Annotated in this window: 18 protein-coding genes; 13 read left to right on the top strand and 5 right to left on the bottom strand. The window is 34.7% G+C overall.

Annotated features, from left to right (window positions below):
- Positions 1-86 precede the first annotated feature (86 nt).
- The 7 genes from Q3Y49_RS03310 (at position 87) to Q3Y49_RS03280 (ending at position 9,571) form a co-directional block, all read left to right on the top strand.
- Positions 87-794, top strand: coding sequence for a 2-phosphosulfolactate phosphatase (locus Q3Y49_RS03310; RefSeq protein WP_303270819.1), 708 nt, complete (start codon positions 87-89; stop codon positions 792-794).
- Between the two features lie 66 nt (positions 795-860).
- Positions 861-2,936, top strand: a complete 2,076-nt coding sequence (locus tag Q3Y49_RS03305; protein ID WP_303270818.1) for a hypothetical protein — start codon at positions 861-863, stop codon at positions 2,934-2,936.
- Positions 2,937-3,121: 185 nt separating this feature from the next.
- Positions 3,122-4,423, top strand: coding sequence for a peptidoglycan DD-metalloendopeptidase family protein (locus tag Q3Y49_RS03300; RefSeq protein WP_303270817.1), 1,302 nt, complete (start codon positions 3,122-3,124; stop codon positions 4,421-4,423).
- Positions 4,424-4,483: 60 nt separating this feature from the next.
- Positions 4,484-6,772, top strand: a complete 2,289-nt coding sequence (locus Q3Y49_RS03295) for a patatin-like phospholipase family protein (RefSeq protein ID WP_303270816.1) — start codon at positions 4,484-4,486, stop codon at positions 6,770-6,772.
- A gap of 95 nt (positions 6,773-6,867) precedes the next feature.
- Positions 6,868-7,554 carry an OmpA family protein gene (locus tag Q3Y49_RS03290; protein ID WP_303270815.1) on the top strand — a complete coding sequence of 229 codons (687 nt, stop codon included), beginning with the start codon at positions 6,868-6,870 and terminating at the stop codon, positions 7,552-7,554.
- Between the two features lie 9 nt (positions 7,555-7,563).
- Positions 7,564-9,303: a peptidase associated/transthyretin-like domain-containing protein gene (locus Q3Y49_RS03285; protein ID WP_303270814.1), complete on the top strand. Its 1,740-nt coding sequence runs from the start codon at positions 7,564-7,566 to the stop codon at positions 9,301-9,303.
- Positions 9,304-9,325: 22 nt separating this feature from the next.
- The gene (locus Q3Y49_RS03280) at positions 9,326-9,571 is read left to right on the top strand and encodes an OmpA family protein (RefSeq protein ID WP_303270812.1); all 246 of its coding nucleotides are present in this window, start codon (positions 9,326-9,328) and stop codon (positions 9,569-9,571) included.
- Positions 9,572-10,176: 605 nt separating this feature from the next.
- Here the strand turns inward: Q3Y49_RS03280 and Q3Y49_RS03275 are convergent.
- Positions 10,177-12,486: a M1 family metallopeptidase gene (locus Q3Y49_RS03275; RefSeq protein WP_303270810.1), complete on the bottom strand. Its 2,310-nt coding sequence runs from the start codon at positions 12,484-12,486 to the stop codon at positions 10,177-10,179.
- Between the two features lie 24 nt (positions 12,487-12,510).
- Positions 12,511-13,098 (bottom strand): HupE/UreJ family protein, encoded by a 588-nt coding sequence (locus Q3Y49_RS03270; protein WP_303270809.1) that lies wholly within the window; start codon positions 13,096-13,098, stop codon positions 12,511-12,513.
- An 84-nt stretch (positions 13,099-13,182) separates the two neighbouring features.
- On the opposite strand from Q3Y49_RS03270, the gene Q3Y49_RS03265 reads away from it, so the two are divergent.
- On the top strand, positions 13,183-13,683 hold the full coding sequence (locus tag Q3Y49_RS03265; RefSeq protein ID WP_303270808.1) for a DUF6702 family protein: 501 nt from the start codon (positions 13,183-13,185) through the stop codon (positions 13,681-13,683).
- An 8-nt stretch (positions 13,684-13,691) separates the two neighbouring features.
- Here the strand turns inward: Q3Y49_RS03265 and Q3Y49_RS03260 are convergent, their stop codons facing one another.
- Genes Q3Y49_RS03260 through Q3Y49_RS03250 form a run of 3 tightly spaced genes read right to left on the bottom strand, consistent with a single transcriptional unit; the run spans position 13,692 to position 18,940 of the window.
- Positions 13,692-14,570 (bottom strand): YicC/YloC family endoribonuclease, encoded by an 879-nt coding sequence (locus Q3Y49_RS03260; protein ID WP_303270807.1) that lies wholly within the window; start codon positions 14,568-14,570, stop codon positions 13,692-13,694.
- A gap of 52 nt (positions 14,571-14,622) precedes the next feature.
- Entirely contained in the window at positions 14,623-17,823 is a 3,201-nt protein-coding gene (locus Q3Y49_RS03255; protein ID WP_303270806.1) for a hypothetical protein, read from the bottom strand.
- 58 nt (positions 17,824-17,881) lie between these two features.
- A complete protein-coding gene (locus Q3Y49_RS03250) occupies positions 17,882-18,940 on the bottom strand; it encodes an NAD(P)/FAD-dependent oxidoreductase (protein ID WP_303270805.1) in 1,059 nt (352 codons plus the stop codon).
- A gap of 162 nt (positions 18,941-19,102) precedes the next feature.
- Here Q3Y49_RS03250 and Q3Y49_RS03245 point away from each other — a divergent pair, with 162 nt between their 5' ends.
- Genes Q3Y49_RS03245 through Q3Y49_RS03225 form a run of 5 tightly spaced genes read left to right on the top strand, consistent with a single transcriptional unit; the run spans position 19,103 to position 26,354 of the window.
- A complete protein-coding gene (locus tag Q3Y49_RS03245) occupies positions 19,103-19,747 on the top strand; it encodes an MBL fold metallo-hydrolase (RefSeq protein WP_303270804.1) in 645 nt (214 codons plus the stop codon).
- 6 nt (positions 19,748-19,753) lie between these two features.
- Positions 19,754-20,431 (top strand): CDP-diacylglycerol--serine O-phosphatidyltransferase, encoded by a 678-nt coding sequence (gene pssA, locus Q3Y49_RS03240; protein ID WP_303270803.1) that lies wholly within the window; start codon positions 19,754-19,756, stop codon positions 20,429-20,431.
- Positions 20,432-20,477: 46 nt separating this feature from the next.
- Positions 20,478-23,852: a type IX secretion system sortase PorU gene (gene porU / locus Q3Y49_RS03235; RefSeq protein WP_303270802.1), complete on the top strand. Its 3,375-nt coding sequence runs from the start codon at positions 20,478-20,480 to the stop codon at positions 23,850-23,852.
- 26 nt (positions 23,853-23,878) lie between these two features.
- The gene (gene porV / locus Q3Y49_RS03230) at positions 23,879-25,051 is read left to right on the top strand and encodes a type IX secretion system outer membrane channel protein PorV (RefSeq protein ID WP_303270801.1); all 1,173 of its coding nucleotides are present in this window, start codon (positions 23,879-23,881) and stop codon (positions 25,049-25,051) included.
- A gap of 43 nt (positions 25,052-25,094) precedes the next feature.
- Positions 25,095-26,354, top strand: a complete 1,260-nt coding sequence (locus Q3Y49_RS03225; protein WP_303270800.1) for a M16 family metallopeptidase — start codon at positions 25,095-25,097, stop codon at positions 26,352-26,354.
- Positions 26,355-26,407: the final 53 nt, after the last annotated feature.

Raw genomic sequence — 26,407 nt, 5'->3', positions numbered from 1 at the left:
TATTGAACTGTAGACTTATCAATCATGAAGCTCAAAATCCAAAATATTTTGCAATTTTTGTATTTCAAGATAGTTAAGATAAAAGTATGAAGAATATAGACGTTTGTTTATCACCAGAATTATTGCATCAATATGATTTGAATAATAAAATTGTGGTGGTGGTAGATGTTTTGAGAGCAACTTCTTGCATGGTAAGTGGCTTTGCAAATGGAGTGAAAGAAATTGTGCCGGTTTCCACTTTGGAAGAATGCAAAATCTTACAAAATGAAGGTTATTTGGCTGCGGCAGAAAGAAATGGTAGCAGGGCCGAAGGTTTTGACATGGGGAATTCTCCATTTGAATATTTAGAGGAAAGAGTAAGGGGTGAGAAGATCGCAGTTACGACCACCAACGGGACCATGGCCATCAATAAAAGCCTAGAAGCAAAAGAGATATTGATTGGAGCCTTTTTAAATTTGGGTGCAATAACAGCCTATCTTAAAAACAAAGATGAAGATATTATAGTATTATGTGCGGGTTGGAAAGGGAAGTTTAATTTAGAGGATTCTTTGTTTGCTGGCGCGTTATGCCATTTATTGAAAAATGATTTTGAATATGCATGTGACGCGCCTTTAGCTGCAGAAGCTATGTATATTACAGCTAAAAAGGACATAATGACTTATATGAAGGATTCTTCTCATGCAAAAAGACTGGCTAAGTTAAATGTGGTAAAAGATATAGAATTTTGTGTTCAAGAAAGTATTTATAATGTAATTCCCTATTTGTCTGGAAAATCATTAATCACAAAGAGCTAATAATTAGAAATGCTTTTAAAAATCCCTTTTATTAATGACTAATAATGATAAAATTGGCTTTCTGATATGTTAAACACTACTTATTCTCCGTATTGGCTAATTTTGTTTGGAGTAATTGGCTTGGGATATGCTTATTTGCTGTACAGTAAAAAGAAAACCCCTTGGCAAGCGGTATGGAATAAGGTCTTGTTCGTTCTTCGTGCTGTGGCGGTTACTATAATTGCGTATTTATTGTTAGAGCCATTTATAAATGTGCAAAAAACTAATAGCGAAAACTCAAATATTGTTTTTTTATGGGATGACTCTGAATCTTTGGGGATAAGCCCCGAGAATTCAATAGCTTATTTTCAGGCCATAAAGGTTTTGAAGCAAGATTTGGAAGAACAAAAAGGTGTTTCCATCCCTATAATAGGCCTTTCAGGCAATGATCTTACTAATGTCGATAGTATTAGGAATTATAGAAAAGAAAGCCCATTAAATGACGCGATCAAAAATGTGTCAGATAAAATAGACAATAGATTGATTTCTGAGGTGGTGCTTTTTTCAGATGGAATATATAATAAGGGGATCTCACCGGACTATTATGCCTTCCCATTTCAATTGTCCACCGTTGGTTTGGGTGATACAACTCAAAAGCAAGATATAGCCATACAACAAGTTCGATATAATAAGGTGGCTTATGAAGGTAATCAATTCCCGATTGAGGTAGATCTTGTCCAAAACGGATTTTCAGGAGAAAGTGTGATTTTGATATTGAGAAGGGGAAGTAATCAAATCGCTCAAAAATCTATCCGATTTGAGGGAGACGAAGAGTTGAAAACTGTTCAGTTTTTAGTAGAGGCGAAGAGTACGGGATTTCAAGACTATAGTCTGGAAATTGAATCCCTAGAGAATGAATTCAATCCAAATAACAATTCAAAAAATGTCTATATAAATGTCGTAGAAGGTAAAAAGAGGGTTTTACTTTTGGCTCCTTATCCACACCCAGACATAAAGGCTTTATCTGCTTCCATTGGTCAAAATGATAATTACGATTTCAAAATGTCAATTCATGGAATAGATAATAAGCCAATTGAAAGTATTGAAGATTTCGACTTAGCGATATTGTTTCATTTACCTAATAACTCCAATGTATTTATTCCTGAAATTAATAAGCTTCAAAATGCAGGAACTCCACTTTGGTTCATCAATGGCTCAAATTTGAATTATAGATTACATAATGAAATCAACAGATCGGTTGATTTAAGAACTTCGAATGAAAAAGATGAGGCGTTCGCTTATTTCAGTTCTAAATTCGATCTCTTTGAATTGAATTCAGAAAAAACGGAAATTCAGGGGAAACTGCCACCAGTTTTTATGCCTTTCGCGGATCATCAATTTCATCCCTTGTCAAAAGCTTTAATGATGAAGCAAGTGGGTAATGTAAAAACTCAACAACCGGTTTTTGTATTTTATAATGATGATGAAGTAAGACAAGCTACTTTGATGATTCAAAATTTCAGAATTTGGAGAATGGTAGAGTTTTTGAATACACAGGCCTTTGATCTTTTTGATGATTGGGTTATGAAAACCATTCGCTATTTAACAGCTGATAATCAAAAGGATAGGTTTAAAGCGTTTCCTGTAAAAGAATCCTTTGCAGATAATGAAAACGTGAAATTTCAAATTGAAATGTATAATGAGGTGTATGACAGAATATACGGTGTGCCGGTAAGCCTGATTATTAGAAATGAAAATGATAGCATTTTAGATTTTCAATTTACTCCGGATAGATTGAAGCCTGATTTTGAAATTGGAAATTTGCAAGGAGGGGTTTATGCATATGTCGCTAAATCAATTATTCAAGGTAAGAACTTTGAAACTAGTGGTCAGTTTGTTGTAGATGAATTTGATATTGAGAAACAAAATTTGCAGGCTGATTTCAATTTATTAAGAAGATTAGCCCAAAAAAATGACGGAGAGTTTTATAAGTCAGGACAAATTGAAGATCTGAGAGCTTATTTAGCTTCTAAAGATTATCCAAAAGTACTGAGTGGGAAAAGTGAAATTATTCCGATTAAACAAAATTTCCTTCCTTATATATTGATACTGTTACTTCTGTTTAGTGAGTGGTTTATTAGGAGATTTTTCGGCTCATACTGATTGCAAATCGGCTTTTTTGTATTAGTTTCGGCTTATACTCAATGTTTATTAATATCGTTTAAGCAAGAAGAAAGGATTTTATTCAATGCTAAATTAAACAATTACTTTAAAATAAAGTAGCTAATTCATTGGTTTTTAGAAAAATATAATAATATTGCAATACAGAAATTATCGTTTGAATAGAAATGAATAGAAAAATTTTTAGCGCACTCATTTTATTGGTTTTAGTTTTACTAACCTATTTTTTTGTTTTTGAGTATTACGCCAGTTCGGAACTTGAGGGAAAAGCGAAGCTAGAGTCTGATTCAATTCCTGCAGAATTGTTGCAGCCAGATCCAACAATACTTTACGGCATGGTGGTAGATTCATTTCAAGTTCAAGAGCATGCAGTAAAGCGAAATCAAAGTATTTCAGATATACTTTTGGCCTACAATGTGTCACATCAAACTATATTTCAATTGGCGAATGTAGCCAAAAATGTTTTTGATGTACGGAAAATAGCTCCTAATAAAAAATACACTGTTATATATCAAGACGTTGATTCTTTACCATCAGCCACCGCTTTAGTCTATGAGCCCAATCCTGAAGAATATGTAGTATTTAATTTGAAAGATTCCATTAATGTTTATGTGGAAAAGAGACCTGTGGAAATTAAAGAAAAAGCGATAAGTGGTACTATTCAATCCTCACTTTATGAAGAAATACTGAAAAATGGAGGGACGCCCGAATTGGTCGATTTAGTTGCCGATATGTACGGATGGCAAATTGATTTTACTAAAATATATCCCGGTGATCAATTCAAAGTATTATTTACGGAAAGAAATATAGATGGGAAGTCAGTTGGTGTTGAAGAAATATTAGGGGCTGAATTAATACATTACAATAATCCATTTTTGTCAGTTGCTTTTGATCAAGGAGATGGCGTTGATTATTTTGATGAAGAGGGTAAAAGCTTAAGAAAAGCATTTTTGAGATATCCGGTGAAATTTACCAGAATTAGCTCAAGATATACTGCCAAAAGATTTCATCCTGTCCAAAAAAGATATAAAGCCCATTTGGGAACTGATTATGCAGCTCCAACAGGAACTCCAATATATGCAGCTGGGGATGGAGTGATCACTAAAGCCTTATACGAGAAGTATAATGGCAGGAATGTAAAAATTCGTCATAATGCTACATATTCTACCCAGTATTTACATATGAACAGGATAGCAAAAGGAATTAGTCCAGGGTCAAAAGTAAAACAAGGCCAACTCATTGGTTATGTAGGTAGTACTGGTTTGGCTAGCGGACCACATTTATGCTATCGTTTTTGGAAAAATGGAAGGCAAGTAGATGCCATGAAAGTTGATTTACCTCCATCCGAACCTATTAAAGAAGATTACCTATCTACTTTTAATCGATATAAGAGCTACATTAGATCTAAATTAGATCAGATTCCTTATCCTGAAAGTGAAGATGAAGTTTTAATGGCTGGTATGCAATAAAATTAATTTTGGTTCTTTATCTTTTGACTTTAGGTTAATTGACAGAAAAACCCCACTAAAATGTACCTTTATAAAAAGCCTTTGCTTTTATTGGTGTTAATAGCTTTTCATCTAAATATTTACTCGCAAAAAGTAGGTTTGGTGTTAAGTGGTGGTGGAGCTAAGGGTTTAGCTCATGTTGGAGTTTTAAAAGCACTAGAAGAAAATGAAATTCCAATTGACTATGTAATGGGAACCTCCATGGGCGGAGTAGTAGGTGGTTTTTACGCTGCTGGTTACAGTCCGGAGGAAATTGATTCTATTGCACGGTCTGAAAACTTTCAAAATTGGATTGATGGAAGATTTCCAGATGATTTTAATACTTACTATTTCAAAAGTAGTCCTAGTCCCCAATGGTTAGAAATCAATTTAGGAGTTGATTCTACATTTGACACAAATTTACGTCCAAAATTAGCGAATGATTTAATCCTCAATTTTGCATTGGTCGAATATACTGCACAAGCCAATCAAATAGCTGGTGAAAATTACGCTAATCTATTAATTCCGTTTACAGCTGTTGGAGCCGAAATATTTACCCAAAAATCTGTTTATATGGACAAGGGGGTTTTGGGTCATTCTTTACGAGCTACAATGTCAGTTCCTTATGTTTATAAGCCGGTAAAGATTGATGGTGAATTTATTTTTGATGGTGGTATATATGATAATTTCCCAGCGAGTAAATTAGAGGAGAAATTTGATCCTGATATTATGATTGGTGTTAATGTTGCCACTAAGATATTTGAAGACTATCCTGAAGATGACAAGAAATTGATATCGAATTCTTTGCTTTTCATGATCATGGATAAGGTGAATCCTAAAGACCTTGGTAATTCCAGTGTATTTATAGAGCCCAATACTGTAGATATTACTGGCTTTGATTTTAATAAAGTCGGTGCCATTATTGACAGTGGTTATGCGGAAGCCATGAGAAAGATGCCTCAAATCCTTGAAAAGGTGGAGCGAAGAAAAAGCCGGGAAGATTTTGAAAGCTTAAGACAAGATTTCAAAAAGAATATTAAACCCTTAAAATTTTCAGTTTTTGAATACAATAACTTAAGACCAGATGAAGTCCGATTTATTAATAAAATTCTTAACCCTGAAAATAAATTAGAATTAGACATTTCGGAGGTCAGAAATAACTACTATAAATTGATTGCGGATCCATATTTCAGTACGGTTTTTCCTAAAATAACATATTCAAATGAAAAAGAATCGTTTGCTTTTAGATTGACCTCAGAAGGCGAGCAAAATATAAGGTTACAGATTGGAGGAAATGTTGCTTCATCCGGATTGAGTAATTTCTTTATGGGTGCGGGATATGATCATTTAAATTACATGTTGTTTAATCACAGCACATCAGTAAACATAGGACAATTTTATAAGTCGTTTCATTATGATTTAAAAATGCAATTTCCTTTTGGATATCAGTTTTATGTTACCCCATTCTTTCATTACAATGGCTGGGATTTTCTTAAAACAGGCAATTTTTTGGATAATAGAAGAGTATCACCTATCAATCAATTTGACCGCAACTATGGGGTCAGAGTGGGCGCGCCTATTTTTGATAGGATGAAAATAGAATTAAAAAGTAGTTTGCTAAGGAAGGTAAATGAATACACAAACAGGGACAGTTATGTATCTTCCGACACTTTGGATTTTAATAGGTTCTATGGCTATGATCACCAAATAGCGTTAGATTATGTAGATTTGAATAAAAAGGTATTTCCAACAGAGGGAGTTAAATTTGGATTAAGTGTGTCTCATTTTTATGGGGACGAGTCATTTGAACCAGGCTCTACTTCCGAAATGGGATTGAATCAAGTATCGCATAATTGGATCCAATTTGCTGCAGAGTTTGAACAGTATTATCCATTAAAATATGGTGATATTGGATTTTCTATAACAGCTAAAGGGAGTAATATAAAAGCTTTCAGTAATTATAGAGCAACTATTTTAAATTCTCCTGCTTATTTGCCAACTTTTGAAAGCCAAGGATTATTTTTAGAAAATTTTCGTGCTCCAGCTTTCCTCGCAGGAGGATTGAAATATCAGATCAATCTTTATAAAGACTTTAAATTAAGAGTTGAAGGTCATGCTTTTAAGCCGGTGTTTAAATGGAATGAGGTTGGGGAAGAGACTACTAGGACAGGTCTTATTCCTGATTACCACTTATCCGGTATGGGAGCATTGTTTTATGAATCTCCAATAGGTCCCATTAGTTTATCTGCACATTACTATGACGATAACTCACCTTTCCTGCTTCTATTTAATATTGGTTATTTGATGTATAATAAAAAGCCACTCGAATAGTATTCTTTTATTTTCATCGAATATTTATATGTATTCCAATATTAAAACTTAGTTTTGCACAATTATTTTTTTAGAAAATAAAAAGAAATTATTGTATGAAAGGTTTGTTCTTTATATTAAATATTATCTTTACGGCTTACATTCAATTAGCTGCAGCACAACCAGGTACGAAATGGGTGGAATTGGAAGGGAAAGTGATAAATAAAGCTTTGGAAGGGCCGATTGAAGCTACTTTAACCTTAGAAAGCTTGCCTTATGGGGCTGATATAAGAATGTTTCATTCGGATGTAGAGACAGGTGACTTTTCCTTTAAAGTTAAGGAAAACAAAGAGTATAAAGTAAAGGTTGAGGCGAAAGGTTACATTGCCATTGAAGAAAAAATTGAAGTTAAATCGAAAAATGAGCCCTTGATATTTAGCCTAATGCCGGCAGGAGCAGGTTCACTTTTAAGGTTAGACATTAACTTTAAACAAAGCAAAGCGGATATTATGGATGGTTCTTATACGGAACTGGATAAATTGTTAAATATGCTGACCGAATATCCGAATATGGAAATTCAGTTAGAAGGTCATACTGATTTTAGGGGAAGTGCATCAGCCAATATGAGATTGAGTGAGAAAAGAGTGAAAGCTGTGAAATCTTATTTGACATCTAAGTCCGTAAGTTCAGATAGAATTAAAACAAAAGCATTTGGAGGTACCCAACCTCTAAGTAGAGAAAGTACAGAAGAGGCAAAATTAAACAATAGAAGAGTGGAGGCTCGAATATTGAAGACAGAATAATTTATTAAAATGAAAAAACCATTATTAGTACTACTAGCATCTTTTTTAACATTTTTTGGTTCCAAAGCTCAAGACGCCAATTGGGCAGATAGAGTAATTGAATTTTCGTCTGAATTGGAAGATACCCAATATTCGGTTCAGCAGTTACTTGGAAAACCTAACGTCTACCCTTGGGGTGAAGGTAGTCCAAGCGCTTGGACGCCAAGTCGACCAGGACGAGAGGAATTTGTGAAAGTTGGTTTCGATAATCCCAAACCGATTAGACAAATTGCAATTGCTGAGTCATATAATCCCAGTGCTTTAACAAAGATTTTCTTTTATGATGAAGCTGGAAATGAGTATCTTATGATCGAAAGAGAACCTGTTATTGTAAATCAACCAGGAAGGTTCTTGAGATTGTTTACCGAACTAACAGAGTTTAATGTCGCGGCAGTAAAACTAGAATTTGATGGGGGAGCTGTACCCGGATATTACAGTATTGATGCAATAGGAATCACTGATTCTGAGACCCCAATTGATTTACAATTAGAATTGGTGCCGAATGTGAAAGAAGAGTTGGTTTCAGAACGTCTAGACGAAAAAGTAAATAGTCCTTATGAAGAACTAAAACCAATCTTAAGTCCTGATGGTAGGCAGTTGTTCTTTGGTAGAAAATTTCATCCTGACAACATTGGCGGAATTGAAGATTATGAAGACATCTGGGTTAGCGATTTGGATACCACTACGAATGAATGGAAAGAAGCCAAGAATTTAGGGGAACCACTGAACAGTGATGGTCCTAACTGGGTAAGTTCTATTACACCAGATGGTAACACTTTGGTATTGCTAATTGGAAATGAGTACGATGCAAAGAAAGGTAAAATGTTTTCAGGAGTATCTGTATCTTCAAAAGAAGGAGAAAGTTGGTCGAAACCAGAAAGTTTATCAATCGATGATTTCTACAATATGTCTGAGAAGGCTAATTTCTATTTAGCGAATAGTCGAAAAACCTTAATTATGTCTGTCAAAAGAGATGATTCTTATGGTGACAGAGATTTATATGTCAGTTTTGAAAAGAGAGACGGATCATGGACGGCACCCATGAACTTGGGTGCAAATGTGAATACAGCAACCGATGAAACCTCTCCATTTCTTGCCGCTGATGATAAGACACTTTTCTTCTCTTCGTCAGGATATATAGGATTTGGTAAAAGTGATATCTATATGACGCAAAGACTGGACGATACTTGGCAAAACTGGAGTGAGCCTTATAATATGGGGCCACAAGTAAATTCAAATGGAGATGATTTATTCTTTAGTATGCCGGCAGAGGGTAATTTTGCTTATTATACTAAGGAAGATTCCCTTGGTGACATGGATATCTACAGATTAGCAATGCCATTGTTTAACGAATTAAATCCGGTAATCACCATTTCAGGTAGGGTTGTGGATGCTGAAACCCAAGAACCGCTTGACGCAATTGTATCTTATGAAACATTAGATGGTACTGAGGTAGGAAAAGTTCAAACTGATCCTACTACAGGAGAGTATAAGATTGCCTTGCCAGCTGGACAAGAGTATCAGTATATTGCTAAAGTGAAAGGATATTTGCCTATAAGTGAAAATGTTGATCTAACTAATCAAAAGGAATCTAAAAGCTTTAATAATGATATGATAATGGCTCCAGTTAAGGAGAAAGCTGAGATTGTTTTAAATAATGTTTTCTTCGCTTTTGATAGTTATAAGTTGCTACCCAAGCAGTATTTCTGAATTAAATAGGATGGTAGAGGTAATGAAAGATAATAGTAATATTGAGGTGGTAATTATAGGACATACTGATAGCACAGGACCTGAAGAATACAATCAAGTCTTATCAGAGAAAAGAGCCCAGTCAGTTGTCAATTATCTTACCGATAATGGAGTTAAGAAAGATCGATTGGAATACGTAGGTAAAGGAGAAACTGAACCAGCATATCCTAATGACACAAAAGAGAATAGGTCAAAAAATAGAAGAGTTAACTTTAAAGTAGAAAGATAAGCTCAATAGATTACATTTGAATTTTTATAAAAAGCCGAGCTAAGCTCGGCTTTTTTGTTGAATGATTTTTTGAGTACTTTATTGTGAGTAATTGTTGTTCTCACTTATAGAATTTAATTCATTTGATCCAAAACGGATATGAATAGTGGCAATTGAATACTTGAAATTTGGCATTCTTTTGTCTCAGTATCGTTTTATTTGCATTATTCAAGAAGGGGAAATCAGAATAATGACTTAGAAGTAATTTAGAGTTCTCTGATTTCAGGATTCTATTCCAAGATGGAAAGCTTTGTTAATATAGGCAAAATAAAAGTTAATGGTTTTTAATGAAATCTGAGGTTTTGGGAATAATGGATAGATTTATTTTATAGATTAAATTTTGTGCTTTTTCTTTCTGCTTGATCAAAAAGAAAGAAAAAATCAAGACGTAATTATGCTTCAGCCCACATTATTAACTAGCCCGTCTTTTTGTCCTCTTGCCCGCAAATCACAGTTCAAAACTATTTTGAGTTGAGTATTCTGTAGTTTTTAACAAGAGTTCCCGATTTTAGAAACAAAAAAAGGCAGAAGATTACTTCTGCCTTTTTAAATAGCATTGATTATTTTTATTTATTTCTGCTCATTTCATTATCAGCTGGAGATTGGCCTCTTGGCGTGGAATTCCTCATTTGATACAGTTCGAATTTATTAGGAATATTTCTTGGTGGCCAGTAATTATTTTCCTCGTCCACATCTGCTGTTTCTCTTTTTGGATCTACTTGAAATTGAACAATTTCCTTTTTTGCAATGATTACTTTAGTGGCCGTATTCTCTCTTTTTCTCCAGATTTCTGCAGGATACTTGAAAGTTTCTTTGCTTCCATCGGCATAAGTGGCTTCAATGATGATCGGCATTACTAATCCGCCTTTATTTTCATATTGAACTTCATAAAAATTATAACCACCATCTAGAAGTGCTTCCTCTTTATCTGTTAATGAAGCTCTAAAAGTTTTGTAAGCCTTTCTATCGTCACTATCCACTTCAAATGGATCATAGCTATTATAGAAATCTTTTAGCTCAGGATGCTTCTCTACGACAGTCTTAACTCCTTCTTCTTTGTTTTTGTCTGGCGTTACATGATAACTCTCTTCTTCGGCTCTTTCTTTTTTGATTTTGTTTTCCACATCAGGATTTTTCGAATCTAATTTGTACCATTCTACATCTTTGATTGCGATGTCTACATGGTCAGTGCTATAAAACCAGCCTCTCCAAAACCAATCCAAATCAACTGCTGAAGCATCTTCCATGGTGCGGAAAAAGTCTGATGGAGTAGGGTGTTTAAAGGCCCATCTTTCTGAAAAGGTTTTGAATGATTTATCAAATAGCTCTCTTCCCATTACTGTTTCCCTTAAAATGTTTAAGGCTGTGGCTGGTTTTCCGTATGCGTTATTACCGAATTGAATTATATTTTCAGAATTGGTCATAATAGGACGGATATTTTGTTTGTCACCTTTCATGTAAGAAACAATATTTCCTGCTGGGCCTCTTCTGCTTGGGTAGTTAGGTTCCCATTCTTGCTCAGCAACAAATTGTACGAAACTATTTAGGCCTTCATCCATCCAAGTCCATTGACGCTCATCAGAATTGACAATCATTGGGAAGAAATTATGTCCTACTTCATGAATGATTACGCCTATCATTCCATATTTCGTTCTGGCAGAATAAGTACCGTCAGGAGCAGGTCGTCCATAGTTGAAACAAATCATTGGATATTCCATGCCGTTGGCTGCTTCTACAGATATTGCCACAGGATAAGGATAAGGTATTGTCATTTTAGAATAAACTTCTAGGGTATGTGCAACTACTCTGGTGGAATACTTGTCCCACAATCCCCAAGCTTCTTTGGGATAATAAGACATTGCCATTACTGTTTTACCATCTATATCAACTCCCATAGCGTCCCAGATAAACTTACGGGAAGAACCAAAAGCGAAATCTCGAACATCTTCAGCTTTATAAGTCCACGTTTTGGTCCCTTTTGCTTTACTCTTTTCTGCTTTTTCAGCCTCTTTTTTTGTCACAATCAATACAGGATCGTCAGCGGTTTTTGATTTTTCCCATCTCTCTAATTGATCCTCTGTCAGTACGGCATCAGCATTTTGCAATTCACCTGTAGAAGCTACAATATGATCTTCAGGAACTGTGATGTTAACTTCATAATCTCCGAATGGTAATGCAAACTCACCACTGCCGATGAATTGCTTATTTTGCCATCCTTCGAAGTCGTTATAAACTGCCATTCTTGGAAACCACTGCGTAATGGTGTAGACAGTGTTTTCATCGTCTTCAAAGTAATCGTATCCACCACGTCCACCCATTCGTGCTCTATCGTTAATATTGTAGAACCAGTCAATGGAGAAAGAGATTTCTTCACCTGCTTTCAATGGTTTTTTCAAATCAATACGCATCATCGTATTATTGATCGTGTATTCCATCTCATTACCTTCAGCATCTACCAACTTCTGGATTTTATGACCACCGTCATAATCAGGGTATCCCATCATCCGGTCAATTTGTCCTTCACTAGCTCGGCTTGGAACACTATTCTCCCCTACATCATAAGACATACTGTTTTTGGCACGCATGTTCTGATCCAACTGCACCCATAAATAGGTCAATTGATCTGGTGAGTTGTTGGTGTAAGTAATGGTTTCAGAACCAATGATTTGATTCTTGCCTTCATCAAGTGTAACGTCAATTTTGTAGTCAGCTTTCTGTTGCCAATACATATGACCGGGTGCTCCCGAAGCTGTTCTGTAAACATTCGGTGACCTCAACATATAATCCAATTGCTCAAATTTGCCTTGGTTTTGATACTCTTGTGCCGTAGCTGCAAAAGTAAAAAATGCCATTAAGGCGGTAAATATTCTTTTCATATTGATTTTATTTTATTGTTCTACTTACCAAAATTTTGTTTCCATCATAATTGTTACGGCAATTCCCGCAATGGCGCTGGAAACAATCAGCACCCAATCTCTTCTTTTCATCCCGAAAAGGTCTATAAAGATAAAAGATAAAACTAAAAAGCATAAAACTATAATGATTTGTCCTACTTCTAAGCCAACATTAAATGCTAATAACTCCATCACTATCGAACTGTTTTTTCCTAAAATGGCTTTCAGGTAATTACTAAATCCTAATCCATGGATTAGACCAAAAAGCAAAGCAAATACATAATTCAATTGCATGCTTCCTGTGCTTTTCAGATTTCTTTCCTTTTTGAAAAGATTTGCAAATGCAGTAATGAAAATGGTAACCGGTATTAGGAATTCAATTAATTCCGAGCTTATTTTTACATAATTTAAGGTAGATAAAGCCAAAGTGATAGAGTGGCCAATAGTAAAGGCCGTAATTAGAATTAGTACCTTTCTCCAATCACGCATTAAATATATTGCCGCAAGGGCGAGAACGAATAAAATATGATCGTATCCGTTGATATCTAGTATGTGATCTAGTCCTTCTAAAAAGTAGGCTTTAAATGTTGACATATCCTTTTATATAATTTTCAGATTTATTGTTAACAAAACATAATATTACCATAATTTTGTAAAACAGTCATAAGACTTTCAAAAATGTTATATAGCAATTATATTATCGGTTTTTTCTGGATGCTTAGCGGAATGCTACATCCTTTTTATGTGTCAATCACAGATTTGGTTTATAAGGAAGATACGAAGTCAGTTCAAATTATGCATAAAGTATTTGTGGATGATTTTGAACAGACTTTAAATAAGCATTATAAAGTTAATCTAGATATTCTTTCAATGGAAAGCACCAAAGAAATTGATGAGATGGTAAATGATTATTTTTCGAAGAGATTTGCAGTTGAAATCGATGGGAAAGAACAAGAGATCGTTTACATCGGAAGTGAACTGGAGGAAAACGTGCTGTGGGTATATCAGGAAATTTATAAAGTACGCAAGCCCAAAATCTTCAGAATTACCAATATAGTTTTATTTGATGAGTTTGATACCCAGTCCAATTTGGTTCATACAGATTTGGGAGGAGAAATTAAAACCCTCCGATTAACAGAGGGTGACGGAACTCAGCAGGTGGAGTTTGATTTTTATTGATGCTCAAATCAGAGCACATTTAAACTTTGCTCTTTAATTTTCTCCAATTCCTCTTTCATCTGAATGACTTGCTCTTGCAAGTCGGAGTCATTGGCTTTAGAACCTAAGGTGTTAATTTCCCTTCCGATTTCTTGGCTAATAAAACCAAGCTTTTTGCCATGTGAGTCTGCTGTGCTGTTTAATGTATCTAAAAAGTATTGTAAATGAATGGACAAACGTTCCATTTCTTCATTTACATCAAGTTTTTCAGAATAGTAAATCAACTCTTGTTCCAACCTTTCCTGGTCGTAATCAACAGACTGCGTTAGTTCTTTAATATTATTTTGAAGGCGGGTACGGATTTTATCCATTCTTTTGGGTTCTATCTTTTTGGCGTTGTCCAATTTTTCGGAAATGGTATAAATATAGCCTGATAGAATTTCGCCCACAGTCTGACCCTCTGTATTTCTAAAGTCATTGCAGTTGTCCAAAGTAATATTTAATGTCCCAATAATCAATTGATCATCCTCTTCAGCAAGCTGGTCTTCATTATATTTAATAATTTCAGGGGCGTCCAAAGCCATCTTCATGCTATCATGGAATTTTCGGCCGTTGGCTTCTTCCAGTTCCGATAACTTATCCAAATATGCTGAAAACAACTCTTGGTCTATGTTAGGTAAAGATAATTGCTTGTTTTTCTTGGAAATATTGATGGAAACAGACGCTTTACCCCTTATCAGTTTTTGAGTAATAAGGTTTCTTACTTCAATTTCCTTGGCGTTAAAAACTTTAGGAAGCTTCAAAGACAAGTCTAAAAACTTAGAATTAAGAGTTTTAATCTCTACTTCAATTGAAATATTTTCGTTTTGGGCTTCAGCATGACCAAAGCCAGTCATTGATTTAATCATGGGGTAAAATTAATAGGATTCGAGAACTTAATTGTAAGCAAAAAGGATTTAATTAAAAATCATAACCGATACTTAGACTCAGTTTTGGATCTTGAACTATATAGTCTTCAATTGGGTAAGCATAATCAAGTCTTAAATAATAGCCTAATAAGGTGGTTCTCAATCCTAAACCAAGGGAAGACAACCAAGGGTTTTTGTAATTTCTTATTACCGCCTTAAAGTTATTGGTTTCAATATTTTGGCGGTTAATGCTATTGTCTTGATCCCAAGGACTTCCACCTAACCATGCAGTTCCAATGTCATAAAATCCTATAAGTTGAAAGTTTCTAGCAAAATTTGATGACATCGAATTATTACTTAAAACTCTAAACAGTGGAAATCGCAATTCATTACTCAGAAGTATCACATTTTTTCCGCTAAATTCATTCAGTTGGAAACCTCTTAAACCAGTAACAAATTCATGAAACAAAATATTAGAGTTATAGATGGGACTCTCTGTGGAGGTTAAGGCAAGTGGATTTTCCTCAGGTGTAATTTCGGCTCCAGTAGGCGGTTGGTTGACTCTTCTAAAAACCCAGTTTTCAACTCCACCCAACATATAGTATGGTGAATTTTGGCCAAAGAATCCACCTGCGTAAAGTCTGCTGGCAAAGGTTATTTCTCTAAATACTTTCTGATAATTTCTGACATCAATGTATAGCTTACTGAATGATTCACCTGCATTAAAGCCACCAGTATAATTTTCAAAAGCAATTTTCCCCCTTAAACCTTGTCTCATGTTTAATCCCAATGGCTCCGAATTATCATAAACATATTCGATTTTGCCTCCAAAGAGCAAGTCATTGCGCAGTGGATCTTTCTCCAAATTGTTTTGTTGAGTTAAGACATTAAAACTGCTTTCAATAAATTGTTGGTATACGATATGAGGCTTAACACTAATTCTACTATTATTTGAAAAAGGGTAGGCTCCTCCAAAACTAAAGTTGTTAAGTGAATAGGTTTGGTCAGTGAATCTATCGTCCAATTTTGTAGCATAAACTTCTCTTTCAAACCTGACACTATAATCGACCAATCTTTCAAGATATTGATATTCACCAAATATAGAACCACTCTTGAAATCTTGTAGTGATACATCAAATCCACCATAGAATTTATTGTTTTCACGTAAATCATTCATCTGATACCTGGAGTACATGGTAAGTCCAATAAGAGGGTCTATATTCCAAGAGGCAGTTATATTATTAGTTGTAAATGTTGGCTCATAATCAAAGGGGCCCATCATACTAGCTGTATTTCTAAGCTTACTTAAATTCTTCAATAAGGAACTTTGCTTCTTTTCTTGCTCAAACTGTTGTTGTTCGAAGTCGAAATTATCAGCATCTAGTTTAGTAGTAGATTCATCCGTTTGGTTTAATTTCTTTTGCAGGCTAGACAGAGATGAATCTTTCTTGAAATCAGATTTGGTATTGATTTCTAATTCATTGCTTCTAGCAGGGATTTTACTTTGTTTTGATGCTTCACTGCTTAGCTTTCTACTTAATTGAACTTGCTTGCGAAGTGTAGAAGGTAAAAACTTTGCTTCATTTCCAGAGAAGTCATTCCTAAAGAAAAATCTATGTTCCCCGCTTTGGTCTAATACAAATGAAAAATAATTGAATTCAGGTCTTATGTCATAATTTAGAATCCCTGTACCGTAAGCGGTAATTTGTCTAGAAGTCCCTTTCTCGGTGTCAAATTTGTACAAATTATTAATCCCTGACTTATCACTAACATAATAAATAGCGGTGCTGTCTGGGATGACAATTTTTGAGTTTTGCCCAAAATCTTTGGTAAGTTGGTTTAACTGATTTGGCTCATCGATGTCTAATTCAAATAGATTGAAATTTTTAGTCAAGTCCTTATAGTTATTTTCAGTTGAGATGGTATCAGAACTTCTGTTGGATGAGAAGACAATACGTTTTGTATCTGGTATAAAAGCAGGATCTAAGTCATCAAAAACATCATTAGTTAACCTTCTTATATTAGGTCTTCCGGTGCTTATTAAGTACAAGTCAGACTGCGCATTAATATTAGCACTGACTACAGCAGTTTTTCCATTGGGGTAAATGTTGATTTGGTTGACTTGATCAAATCTTCGTAAGTCTCTTTTCTGAAATTTCTTGGAGTACGGGTCATATAAATACAAATAATTCACACCTCTTTCATAACTTACAATACCCAAGGTCGTGCTATCCCCCCAGTCCATGGCAGGTGCAAATGTATCCTCAAATTCTTCAAGTCTCCTTTGGCCTCCTTTAAAAATTGTTTTTTCATTTCCAGTACTTATTTCCCTCAACTTAATTTTAAATCGTCCTCGGTTATTGATGGAATAAGCTAAATAATCACCATTAGGGCTTATTTTAGAGCTATAATTCAAATCTCCCTGCCAGGGTTTGGAAATCTGGTTTTTCTTTGAGGGTTTTTCTGTTTCCATACCTGAAAAATTATTAAGATAGAAGTATCTGTATTCGGATAGAAATGCTTTGAAAGGAATACCCAGTGTATTGGTGATACTTTTCTCCTCATTTCGGATAATCCTTGTTAAATTTAAGGTATTGGAAATATTAATTCGCCCGTATTTTTCTGAAATAAAATTCCATATAGATTGACCTGCAAGTTCCGCTTCTTTACCTTCTAGTTTATCAATTTGCTTCGCACTATGGTCAACCAAGAAATTCCTTACGAAATCGTCCATTTCAGCACTCCAGCCGTACGCGATATAGGCTGCAATTCCGCTAATAAACCAATCGGGAACAGTAAATAATGCATTTGATTGAAAAACCTCCGAAACCAAACCACCTCCAAACAACATATCCTTGACATAAAGCTTAGAAACTTTGTAGATGAGTTCGTCTTTAAATTCTTGGTAGGAGCCAGAAAAAGCTAATTCTATATGTGTTTTTAAGAAGTTGGTTTGTCCACTTATGTCAAATTGTGCTTCATTAAGACCAACATTGCTTTGATTATAATCTAGGTTGCTATTGAACAGGAAAATTTTCGTTTTGCTGTAAGGAGCATAACCCATTATGTCAGTAATACGCAAAAAATCTTCTTCAATATTTTCTGCCAATTGCTTTGCTAATTTTTGACCACCGTAGTAATAATAAATATCAAAGTGTGGAGTACTATAATACTTCCATTCAAAATAGCGATATTGGATTCTACTCTTGCCAAAAGTTTCCTCGCTATTTTGCGAGAATGACAGCTTGGGCATTAACATTAAAGTAAAGCCTAAAAAAACTAAAGCATATTTTAAGAAACTTCTGATCATACTAACTTGAATATAATGGATAATAACGATTTATGTTTACTTCATCGTTCAATTTTTTTGAATTAATTATTGATTCAACAAATTCATTGGCAAAAAATGGTGCAAGAGAAACGCCCTTAGTTCCTAATCCATTGAATATAAATACGTTCTTCAATTCCGGATGGTTTCCTATTAGGGGTCGCCTGTCTTTGGATGCGGGCCTAATTCCAGCTACTTGTTCTATAATTTCATATTCTAATTTTAAAAGATCATCCAGTTTATCTGTCAATTGCTTTCTTGCTTTTGTAGTTGGTTCATAGTCTAGTTTCTTCCATTCATAAGTAGCACCAACTCTGTAGAAATCCTGTTGCGGATTCTTAACTAAAAAAACTCCTCTATTGAAAATAATTTCTTCTGGAAGAGGCTTTTCGGTTTTTATATGAAGGATTTCTCCCTTAACTGGGGCGGTTGGCAACCAATTAAAAAACGGATTTTGACTTAATGGGCCATCGCAAAAGATTATGTTTTTGCTTTCTATTTTCTTGTATTTGATTTTTTCTTTCTGTACTTCTATTAAATTAAAATCTATTCGTTCATTTATAAATTGCCGATCTAAAACTAACCTATTCTTGTGGTGCTCTAACATTTCTTTCACATCCAGAAACCCGCTGTTGTTTAGTAGAATTCCACCGAACTGATCTTTTATATATGCCTGGAAATTTGGTTTAGTGTAAGTTGCTGTAACGAAGACATCATTTGTTTCTGTTCTTGACATCCAATCATTCTGGTCTTCCAAGGATAAAAAAGGCCTGTAAATAGTTCTTTTGTGAAGGAATTTTGCTTGCAATGAATTTTCCAACTTGGTATAGAACTGTTCTAAATATGGAAATAGCTCAGCCGCTTTCCAGGTTTGCTTCATTTTCCTGCCTGTCACAGGATTGTACAGGCCTGCCGCCACTTTAGAGCTAGAGTTTGGATTTTCATCTGAGAACACTAAGAATGACTTATTATATTTTTTGAGATGTTCAACGACCGCTACAGAGGCCAATCCATGCCCCACAATGATGTAATCAATTTGCATATTCTAAATGGATTTTTTGGAATGATATAATAAGAATATTAACCACATTAAAGTTTAAATTACCTTATTTTTATTACCACTGTTTTTTAAGATTTTATTTAGTAATCCTAATTTTAGGCAATCAGTTTTAATTTCAACAAATTTGCACTAAACTTTAAGGAAATGATAAACATAAAGCAATTTGTTTTTAGCCCATTTATGGAAAATACCTATGTGGTTTATGATAACAATAAAAATGCAGCAATTATAGATCCAGGTTGTTACGAAGGCTACGAGCAGGACGAACTGGTTAATTTCATAAAAGCTGAAGGATTAAATGTAACACAATTAATAAATACCCATTGTCACATTGATCATGTGCTGGGTAATGCATTTGTGAAAGATAAGTTTGGAGTGGAGTTGTATATGCATGAAAAGGATTTACCAACATTAGAAGCTGTCCCCACTTATTCTGCCGCCTATGGTTTTGCAAATTACCAACCTAGCCAGCCAGATCACTTTTTGAAGGAAGGCGATACTCACAAAATAGGTGATATTGAATTCAAAGTATTGTTCTTGCCGGGACACGCTCCAGGACACATAGGTTTTATGAATGAAGCTGAAAAGGTGTTTATTGGAGGAGATGTATTGTTTGATGGTAGCATAGGAAGAACTGATCTCCCAGGAGGAGATCATGATACTTTAATTAGTAGCATTCAAAACAAACTATTTAAATATCATGATGACGTAAAAGTTTATTGTGGACATGGCCCTGAAACTACTTTGGGTAAAGAAAAAGTAAGTAATCCTTTCTGTGCCATCAAATAGAATATTATGATAAAAAAGAATATTCCTAATACAATCACTGCGGCCAACCTATTTACAGGGGCAGTGGGTGTGTATTTTGCAAGTCAATTTGAGTTTGAATGGGTGGCATTTTGCATTGTGTTAGCAGCATTTTTCGATTTTTTGGACGGTATGTTGGCTAGATTGTTGAAAGTTCATTCTGAAATTGGGAAGCAGCTAGACTCTTTGGCTGATATGGTAACATTTGGTTTTTTACCTTCTTATGTGCTTTTCCAATTTTTACAAATGAATGACGCGGGAATTTTAAGTTTCACTGCCTTTTTGATTGCAGTGTTCTCAGCATTCAGATTGGCAAAATTCAATATTGATAGCCGTCAATCAGAGGAATTTATTGGATTACCTACTCCTGCCAATGCTTTGTTCATTGGATTTCTGGTTTTTTTAAAGGAGTTTGAAACATTGGGATTTGTATTTGAAACGCCTTCGTTACTAATTTTTGCAGTTGTTTTTTCATTATTACTGGTAGCTGAAATCCCTATGATTGCTTTGAAATTTAAGAGCTTAAATTTTCGTGAAAATATTTTTAGGTACACCACCATTCTGATGGCTATAGTTTTAATAAGTTTTTTTCAATTTTCAGCTGTGCCACTCGTTATCCTGCTTTATATACTATTATCAGTGATTAAGTTTGCCTTTAATAAATGAAATTAATTTTATGTAATAACTGTTAGCTCAATGTTTAAATAAAAAAATGAAGTACTTTCTCAGTATTATATTGACCACGTTTTCCTTCCATTTTTTAAGTAGCCAGTCTATTTTAGAGAAAGAAGGTATTATTAAAGTGGCTACTCTGCAGGAAGGAGTCCATAAAATTGATAAAGTATTTCTTGAGTCAATTGGATATAATGCCAATGAAATAAACCCTAAAAACATTCAGGTTTACGGGATGCCTGGAGGACATATTCCACAATCGAATTCAGTGAACTATCCGTATGCTCCTCAAGAAATTCCAGTGAAAGTAGAGGCAAATGATAATAATGCTTTTGACAACGATGAGGTAATTTATTTCTACGCTGATGCCGTTCAGAACATTAATTTCAGTTTCGAGGAAGAGACTTATCAATATAGTAATAATTTATACAGTGATTCATTATACTTTTTTATCGACTTAAATGCGGGGAGCACTAAATCGATAGACTCAAAATCCCCAACCAATATACAACCCGATAGGGTTATTGATTGGTATGATGCTGTATATTTTCATGAAATTGATCAAACTAATATTTTACGTTCTGGAAGGATGTGGTTTGGAGAATCATTTAATGTAAATAGATCTCAGACTTTTACTTTTAACTTATTAAATGATTTAGCGCCAGGAAGAGAAATTGCACTAACTACTCAGTACATGGCACAGACCTATAATTCAGCTAATTTAAATATATCAATAAATGAATTTGGTTTGGCTTCCGTTGAAATGCCCCAAGTTTCTGATTTCACTGTTTTCCCCTATCGCCAAAAAGGAGAAATTATAAACAATTATTCTACTTTAACTAGTTCACTTTTATCAAGCAATGAACTTACAGTTGGTATTTCACATGACCCGTTAGGTTCAGGTAGATCTGATGGGTATTTAGATTATCTTTTTCTGACAGTGCCAGAGCAATTAAAAATTGGTGGTGGTCAGATGGTGATTAGAAACAGGGATTTCCAACAGATTGGTAATTATGAATTGAATATTCAAGGCCTAAATACAAATCATTCGGTATGGGATGTTACAGATCTATTAAATTATGAAGAATTGGTTTATCAAGGACAAAAATTTGTGTTTTCTCAGACCCAGCCCAATGAAAGAAAGTTCGTGGTTTTTGAAAAGTCAACAGCCCATGACCCTTATTTCATAAATATACTAAGTGGTCAAAATATTAAAACCACTAGCTCTCCTGAATACCTTATTATCTCCTATGATGATTTTTTTCAACAGGCTCTTAAGTTGGCTGATTTCCGAAGAAGTCACAACGGTTATAAGGTAGAGGTGGCAAAAACTAGTCAAATATTTAATGAATTTGGATCTGGTAGGGCTGATGTTTCTGCCATTCGAAATTATATACGATATTATTACAAAAGAAACCCAGGTAAATTGAAATATGTGTTGATGTTAGGAGCAGCATCATATGATTATAAAGATAGAGTAGCTAATAACACGAATCTCGTTCCTGTCTATGAATCGAGAAACTCACTGCACCCGGTTTTTACCTACGCATCCGATGATTTTTATGGCTTTATGAATGAAGAGGAAGGTATTTGGGAAGAGGAGTTTAATAATACAGATGCTATCGATGTAGGTATTGGTCGAATTCCAGCTAAGACAGCTCAGGAGGCTACTGGTGCCGTCAATAAGATAATTCATTATGAAACTAATCCTCACACATTTAATAAGTGGCGCAATGATTTGTACTTTATTGCAGACGATGAGGACGGTAATATTTTCCACCGAGATTCAGAAATATTGAGTGAATATGTGATTGATAATTTTGGTTTTTATAACATCAATAAGCTGTATTTAGGTGCTTTCGAACAAGAGATTTTTGCAAGTACACAGCGCTCACCAAAAATGCGTGAGGCCATTAATGATATGGTGGAAAAAGGGGCTTTGATAGTGAATTACATTGGCCATGGATCTGAAAATAGCTGGACCAACGAGTCAATACTTTCTAAAAATATGGTTAGCGAATGGACTAATTTAGATCGATTACCTTTATTTGTTACAGCCACTTGTGAATACGGTAGATTTGATAATCCAAACATAGTCTCCGGTGCACAGGAAATGTTGCTAAAGCAAGATGGAGGTGCAATCGCACTCTTGACCACTTCTCGACCGGTAGAATCGAGCTCAAATGCTACCCTTAATCGCTCCTTTTTCAAAAATGTGTTCAAAGAAGATGGTGGAGAACCCAAAAAATTAGGAGACATCATTAAGAACACCAAGAATTCTGGAATTGTAGGAGTGAAAAATAGAAATTTTATCCTATTGGGAGACCCTGCATTAACATTGGCCGAGCCTAAAAATAATTTAAGAATTGAAGAGGTAGTAAATGAGAAGGGAAATGCAGACACTCTAAACAGTATGTCAAAAATTTCAGTTAGCGGGATTGTAGAAAATCCTGCAGGTCAAATGATCAGCAGCTTTAGGGGAGAATTAACTGCTGAACTTTACGATAAACCACAAGAAAGCAGTACAATTGATCCCTCAGAAAATGAATTCAATTTTCTCGAATTAGATCAGGTGATTTATAGAGGGAAATCTACGATAGAGAATGGTAATTTTAGTTTTACTTTTTATGTCCCAAAAGAAATAGATTATCAAATTGAAAAGGGAAAATTTAGCCTATATGCAAAACCTAAGGAGGGACTTGAAGATGCTAATGGTTTTAATGACGATTATTTGATCGGTGGAAGTATTACTATGTCAAATCAAGATGATATTGGGCCTGATGTCAATATTTACTTGAACGATCGGGAATTTGTGAGCGGTGGTAAGACTGGGAGCAATGTAGAATTAATAGTAGATTTATTCGATGAACACGGCATTAGCATTTCCAATAGTAATGTAAACCCGGGCATAACATTTAATGTGGATGGGGGAGAGGAGATCAAACTGAATGACTTTTTTTATTATAATCGTGATTCATACCAAGAGGGAAGTTTGAGTTATAATGTATCAGATTTAGCAAAAGGTGAACATTATATAACGGTAACTGCTATGGATGTATTTAATAATAAATCGAAGTCAACCGTGGAGTTTAAGGTAGTGGGCAATGATGAGCTCTCGATTTTGGACTTCACCATATTTCCGAATCCGGCATCAGAAAATGTTAATTTTAAGCTCCGACAAAACAGAAGAAATAAAGAGATGGAGGTTAAATACCAGATTCTCAATAACCAAGGTCAAGAAGTTTATTCATATAATTATAATACGAAAGAAGATTTTAGACAGGACGTTTGGGATTTGAGGGGTGAAAATGGAAGAAATCTTTCACCCGGAATATATTTTGTCAGGGTTTTTATACGTTCTATAGAAGATAATGCAAAAACTAACCAATTTAAAAAGCTAATTGTAATCAATTAAGTATATTTGAAGTAAATCAAGATAAAATGCGAGTAGCAAGATTAATTTTTTTCACTATTATTACATTCATTTCAACAATTGCCGTTGGTCAAATCACAGGTCCACCCACAACGGTTTCAGGTCAGGATGCCGAACGAAATGTAATTACCACAGCAATGCCTTTTTTATTAATTTCACCTGATTCCCGATCAGCTGGGATGGGTGATGTAGGTGTTGCACTATCTGCTGACGCCAATGCCATGCAATGGAATGCAGCACGTTTGGCATTTGTAGAAAATGAAGTCGGAGCTTCGATTTCTTATTCACCCTGGTTGATGAGTATTGGGGTAACTGATATGTCCATATCTTACCTAAGCGGTTATTACAGAATTGATAAAGAACAAGTAGTGGGGATCTCAATGAAATATTTTGATTTGGGAAATATATTTTTCACCGATGATGGTAGCACTGGCACAGATTTTTCTCCTAAAGATTTCTCTATAGCAGCTGCTTATTCTAGAAAGCTAAGTGATAATCTTAGCGCATCATTGACCGGTAAATTTGCAAGGTCCAATTTATTCGGAAATTACACAAATAACAATCAATCGAACCCAAGTCCAGCAACGGCTCTAGGAGTAGATTTAGGGTTGCTTTACACCAAGGATCTTTTGGTTAATGGAAAAGACTCTGACTTTTCTACGGGTTTACAAATATCTAATATTGCCAACAAAGTATCATACAGCGGTGACGATAATGAGCAGTTTCTACCGATTAATCTTAAAATTGGCTCGGCTTTTACAACAGAGTTGGACCCGTACAATAAACTGACGGTCGCACTTGATTTTAATAAATTGATGGTGCCGACCCCAAATGAAAGTGATACTATCCCTGCAACTTTATTGGAAGGAATGTTCGGTTCCTTTGCTGATGCGCCAGGAGGTTTTCAAGAAGAATTAAGGGAAATCACGATTTCAACAGGTGTTGAGTATTGGTATAATAATGTGTTCGCAGTGCGTACTGGTTATTTTTATGAACACACTACCAAGGGTGGTAGAAAATACTTCACGGCTGGATTAGGCTTCAGGTATCAGGTGCTTGGATTAGATTTTTCATATTTAATCCCTACCCAACAAAACAATCCGTTGGCTGAAACGCTTAGGTTCACAGCTGTTTTTAACTTTGAAAGTTTGGGAATAGCTAAAGCTTCTGTAGCAGAATAGGAATTTATATTAATACCAATTTTTAAATTTTCAATTAAGTTATATGCTCAATAGACAAATAGCTCCTGAATCTTATATGTTAAAAGAGTTGTCCTTGACTAAGCCGAAGATCAAGGAGTTGTCCAATGAGTTATCTGTCCACATTTTAGCAGATGATACAAATCCTGTCATAAAGACTGACATTCTTTTTCCTGCAGGCAAGGTAAATGACGACAAGCCAGGTCAATCATTAATTTGTGCTAAATCCATGGTGGAAGGTACTAAAAGTTATCCAGGGAGTGAGCTGCAGGAACTGTTGGATCATTATGGTGCCCATTTAGATGTTTCAATAGACTATGATTATACCACGGTTACATTATTATGCCTGAAAGAGCATTTCAATACCCTTTTGCCTTTATTAAAAAGTGCTATCACTGAGCCTTTATTTGATCCTGAGGATTTTGAAAAAATTAAGTTACAACAACTGCAAAAGATAAGAGTAAACAAGCAAAAAAATGCCTTGATAGCTACTAAGAATCTTCGCAAAAATCTATTGCATGGCACACCATATGCGGATACTTTAGAGGAGGAATATCTGAATAATATTGATATTGAGGATATTAAAAAATACTTTAATCGATATTTTATTTTAAAACCTGAAATTATTGTAGCAGGAGATTTTGATCAGAATATATTTACTTTCCTGGAGGAGCATTTCGGAATGTTAGAGTTTTCAAATGAAATTGCTGAATATACTGGTAAATTATCCCCTATCATTGATGATAAGTTAATTAAAAGAGAAGGTTCGGTACAGGCTTCTGTTAGAATGGGGCTAATTTCTATTCCACGCAACCATCCTGACTATTTCGATTTAAATATTACAAATGAGATTTTGGGTGGTTATTTTGGATCAAGATTAATGAAAAATATCAGAGAGGATAAAGGTTATACCTATGGTATTTATTCCGTTTTGATTAATTATAAACATTTGGATTACCATATCATAGGAGCAGATGTAAAAATTGACCATGTCGAAGACACAGTAAAAGAAGTTTATAGAGAAATGGAAGAACTCAAAGTTACACCTGTACCGCAGGAAGAGATTGAGACCATTAAAAATTATATGCTAGGGAAAATTGCTAGTAGTTTGGATACCGTATTTCATCAATCCGAGAATTACAAAGTAAAGCTGTCAGAAGGTGCTGATTACATAGATTATTTTGATAATTATGTGGACAAAATACGTAATATTAGTTCAGAGAGAGTCATGGAAATCAGCAAGAAATATTTTTCCGAAAAGTATTGTGTAGTTAAGGTGGCTTAAGCAATTTATTTCACAAAATATATATGGATGAATTGAATTGAAGTATTGAATTT

The sequence above is a fragment of the Marivirga harenae genome, assembly GCF_030534335.1.
Classification (GTDB): Bacteria; Bacteroidota; Bacteroidia; order Cytophagales; family Cyclobacteriaceae; genus Marivirga; species Marivirga harenae.
The sequence above is the reverse complement of the archived record's forward strand: the minus strand, read 5'-3'. Positions and strand labels throughout refer to the sequence as shown.

Bases quoted from the DNA above. Each gene is read 5' to 3' on its own strand.
- porU (WP_303270802.1), top strand. From the start codon at position 20,478: ATGAAGTACTTTCTCAGTATTATATTGACCACGTTTTCCTTCCATTTT.
- Q3Y49_RS03300 (WP_303270817.1), top strand. From the start codon at position 3,122: ATGAATAGAAAAATTTTTAGCGCACTCATTTTATTGGTTTTAGTTTTA.
- Q3Y49_RS03255 (WP_303270806.1), bottom strand. From the start codon at position 17,823: ATGCCCAAGCTGTCATTCTCGCAAAATAGCGAGGAAACTTTTGGCAAG.
- pssA (WP_303270803.1), top strand. From the start codon at position 19,754: ATGATAAAAAAGAATATTCCTAATACAATCACTGCGGCCAACCTATTT.
- Q3Y49_RS03295 (WP_303270816.1), top strand. From the start codon at position 4,484: ATGTACCTTTATAAAAAGCCTTTGCTTTTATTGGTGTTAATAGCTTTT.
- Q3Y49_RS03285 (WP_303270814.1), top strand. From the start codon at position 7,564: ATGAAAAAACCATTATTAGTACTACTAGCATCTTTTTTAACATTTTTT.
- Q3Y49_RS03305 (WP_303270818.1), top strand. From the start codon at position 861: ATGTTAAACACTACTTATTCTCCGTATTGGCTAATTTTGTTTGGAGTA.
- Q3Y49_RS03275 (WP_303270810.1), bottom strand. From the start codon at position 12,486: ATGAAAAGAATATTTACCGCCTTAATGGCATTTTTTACTTTTGCAGCT.
- Q3Y49_RS03225 (WP_303270800.1), top strand. From the start codon at position 25,095: ATGCTCAATAGACAAATAGCTCCTGAATCTTATATGTTAAAAGAGTTG.
- Q3Y49_RS03260 (WP_303270807.1), bottom strand. From the start codon at position 14,570: ATGATTAAATCAATGACTGGCTTTGGTCATGCTGAAGCCCAAAACGAA.
- Q3Y49_RS03270 (WP_303270809.1), bottom strand. From the start codon at position 13,098: ATGTCAACATTTAAAGCCTACTTTTTAGAAGGACTAGATCACATACTA.
- Q3Y49_RS03250 (WP_303270805.1), bottom strand. From the start codon at position 18,940: ATGCAAATTGATTACATCATTGTGGGGCATGGATTGGCCTCTGTAGCG.
- Q3Y49_RS03290 (WP_303270815.1), top strand. From the start codon at position 6,868: ATGAAAGGTTTGTTCTTTATATTAAATATTATCTTTACGGCTTACATT.
- Q3Y49_RS03280 (WP_303270812.1), top strand. From the start codon at position 9,326: ATGAAAGATAATAGTAATATTGAGGTGGTAATTATAGGACATACTGAT.
- porV (WP_303270801.1), top strand. From the start codon at position 23,879: ATGCGAGTAGCAAGATTAATTTTTTTCACTATTATTACATTCATTTCA.
- Q3Y49_RS03265 (WP_303270808.1), top strand. From the start codon at position 13,183: ATGTTATATAGCAATTATATTATCGGTTTTTTCTGGATGCTTAGCGGA.
- Q3Y49_RS03310 (WP_303270819.1), top strand. From the start codon at position 87: ATGAAGAATATAGACGTTTGTTTATCACCAGAATTATTGCATCAATAT.
- Q3Y49_RS03245 (WP_303270804.1), top strand. From the start codon at position 19,103: ATGATAAACATAAAGCAATTTGTTTTTAGCCCATTTATGGAAAATACC.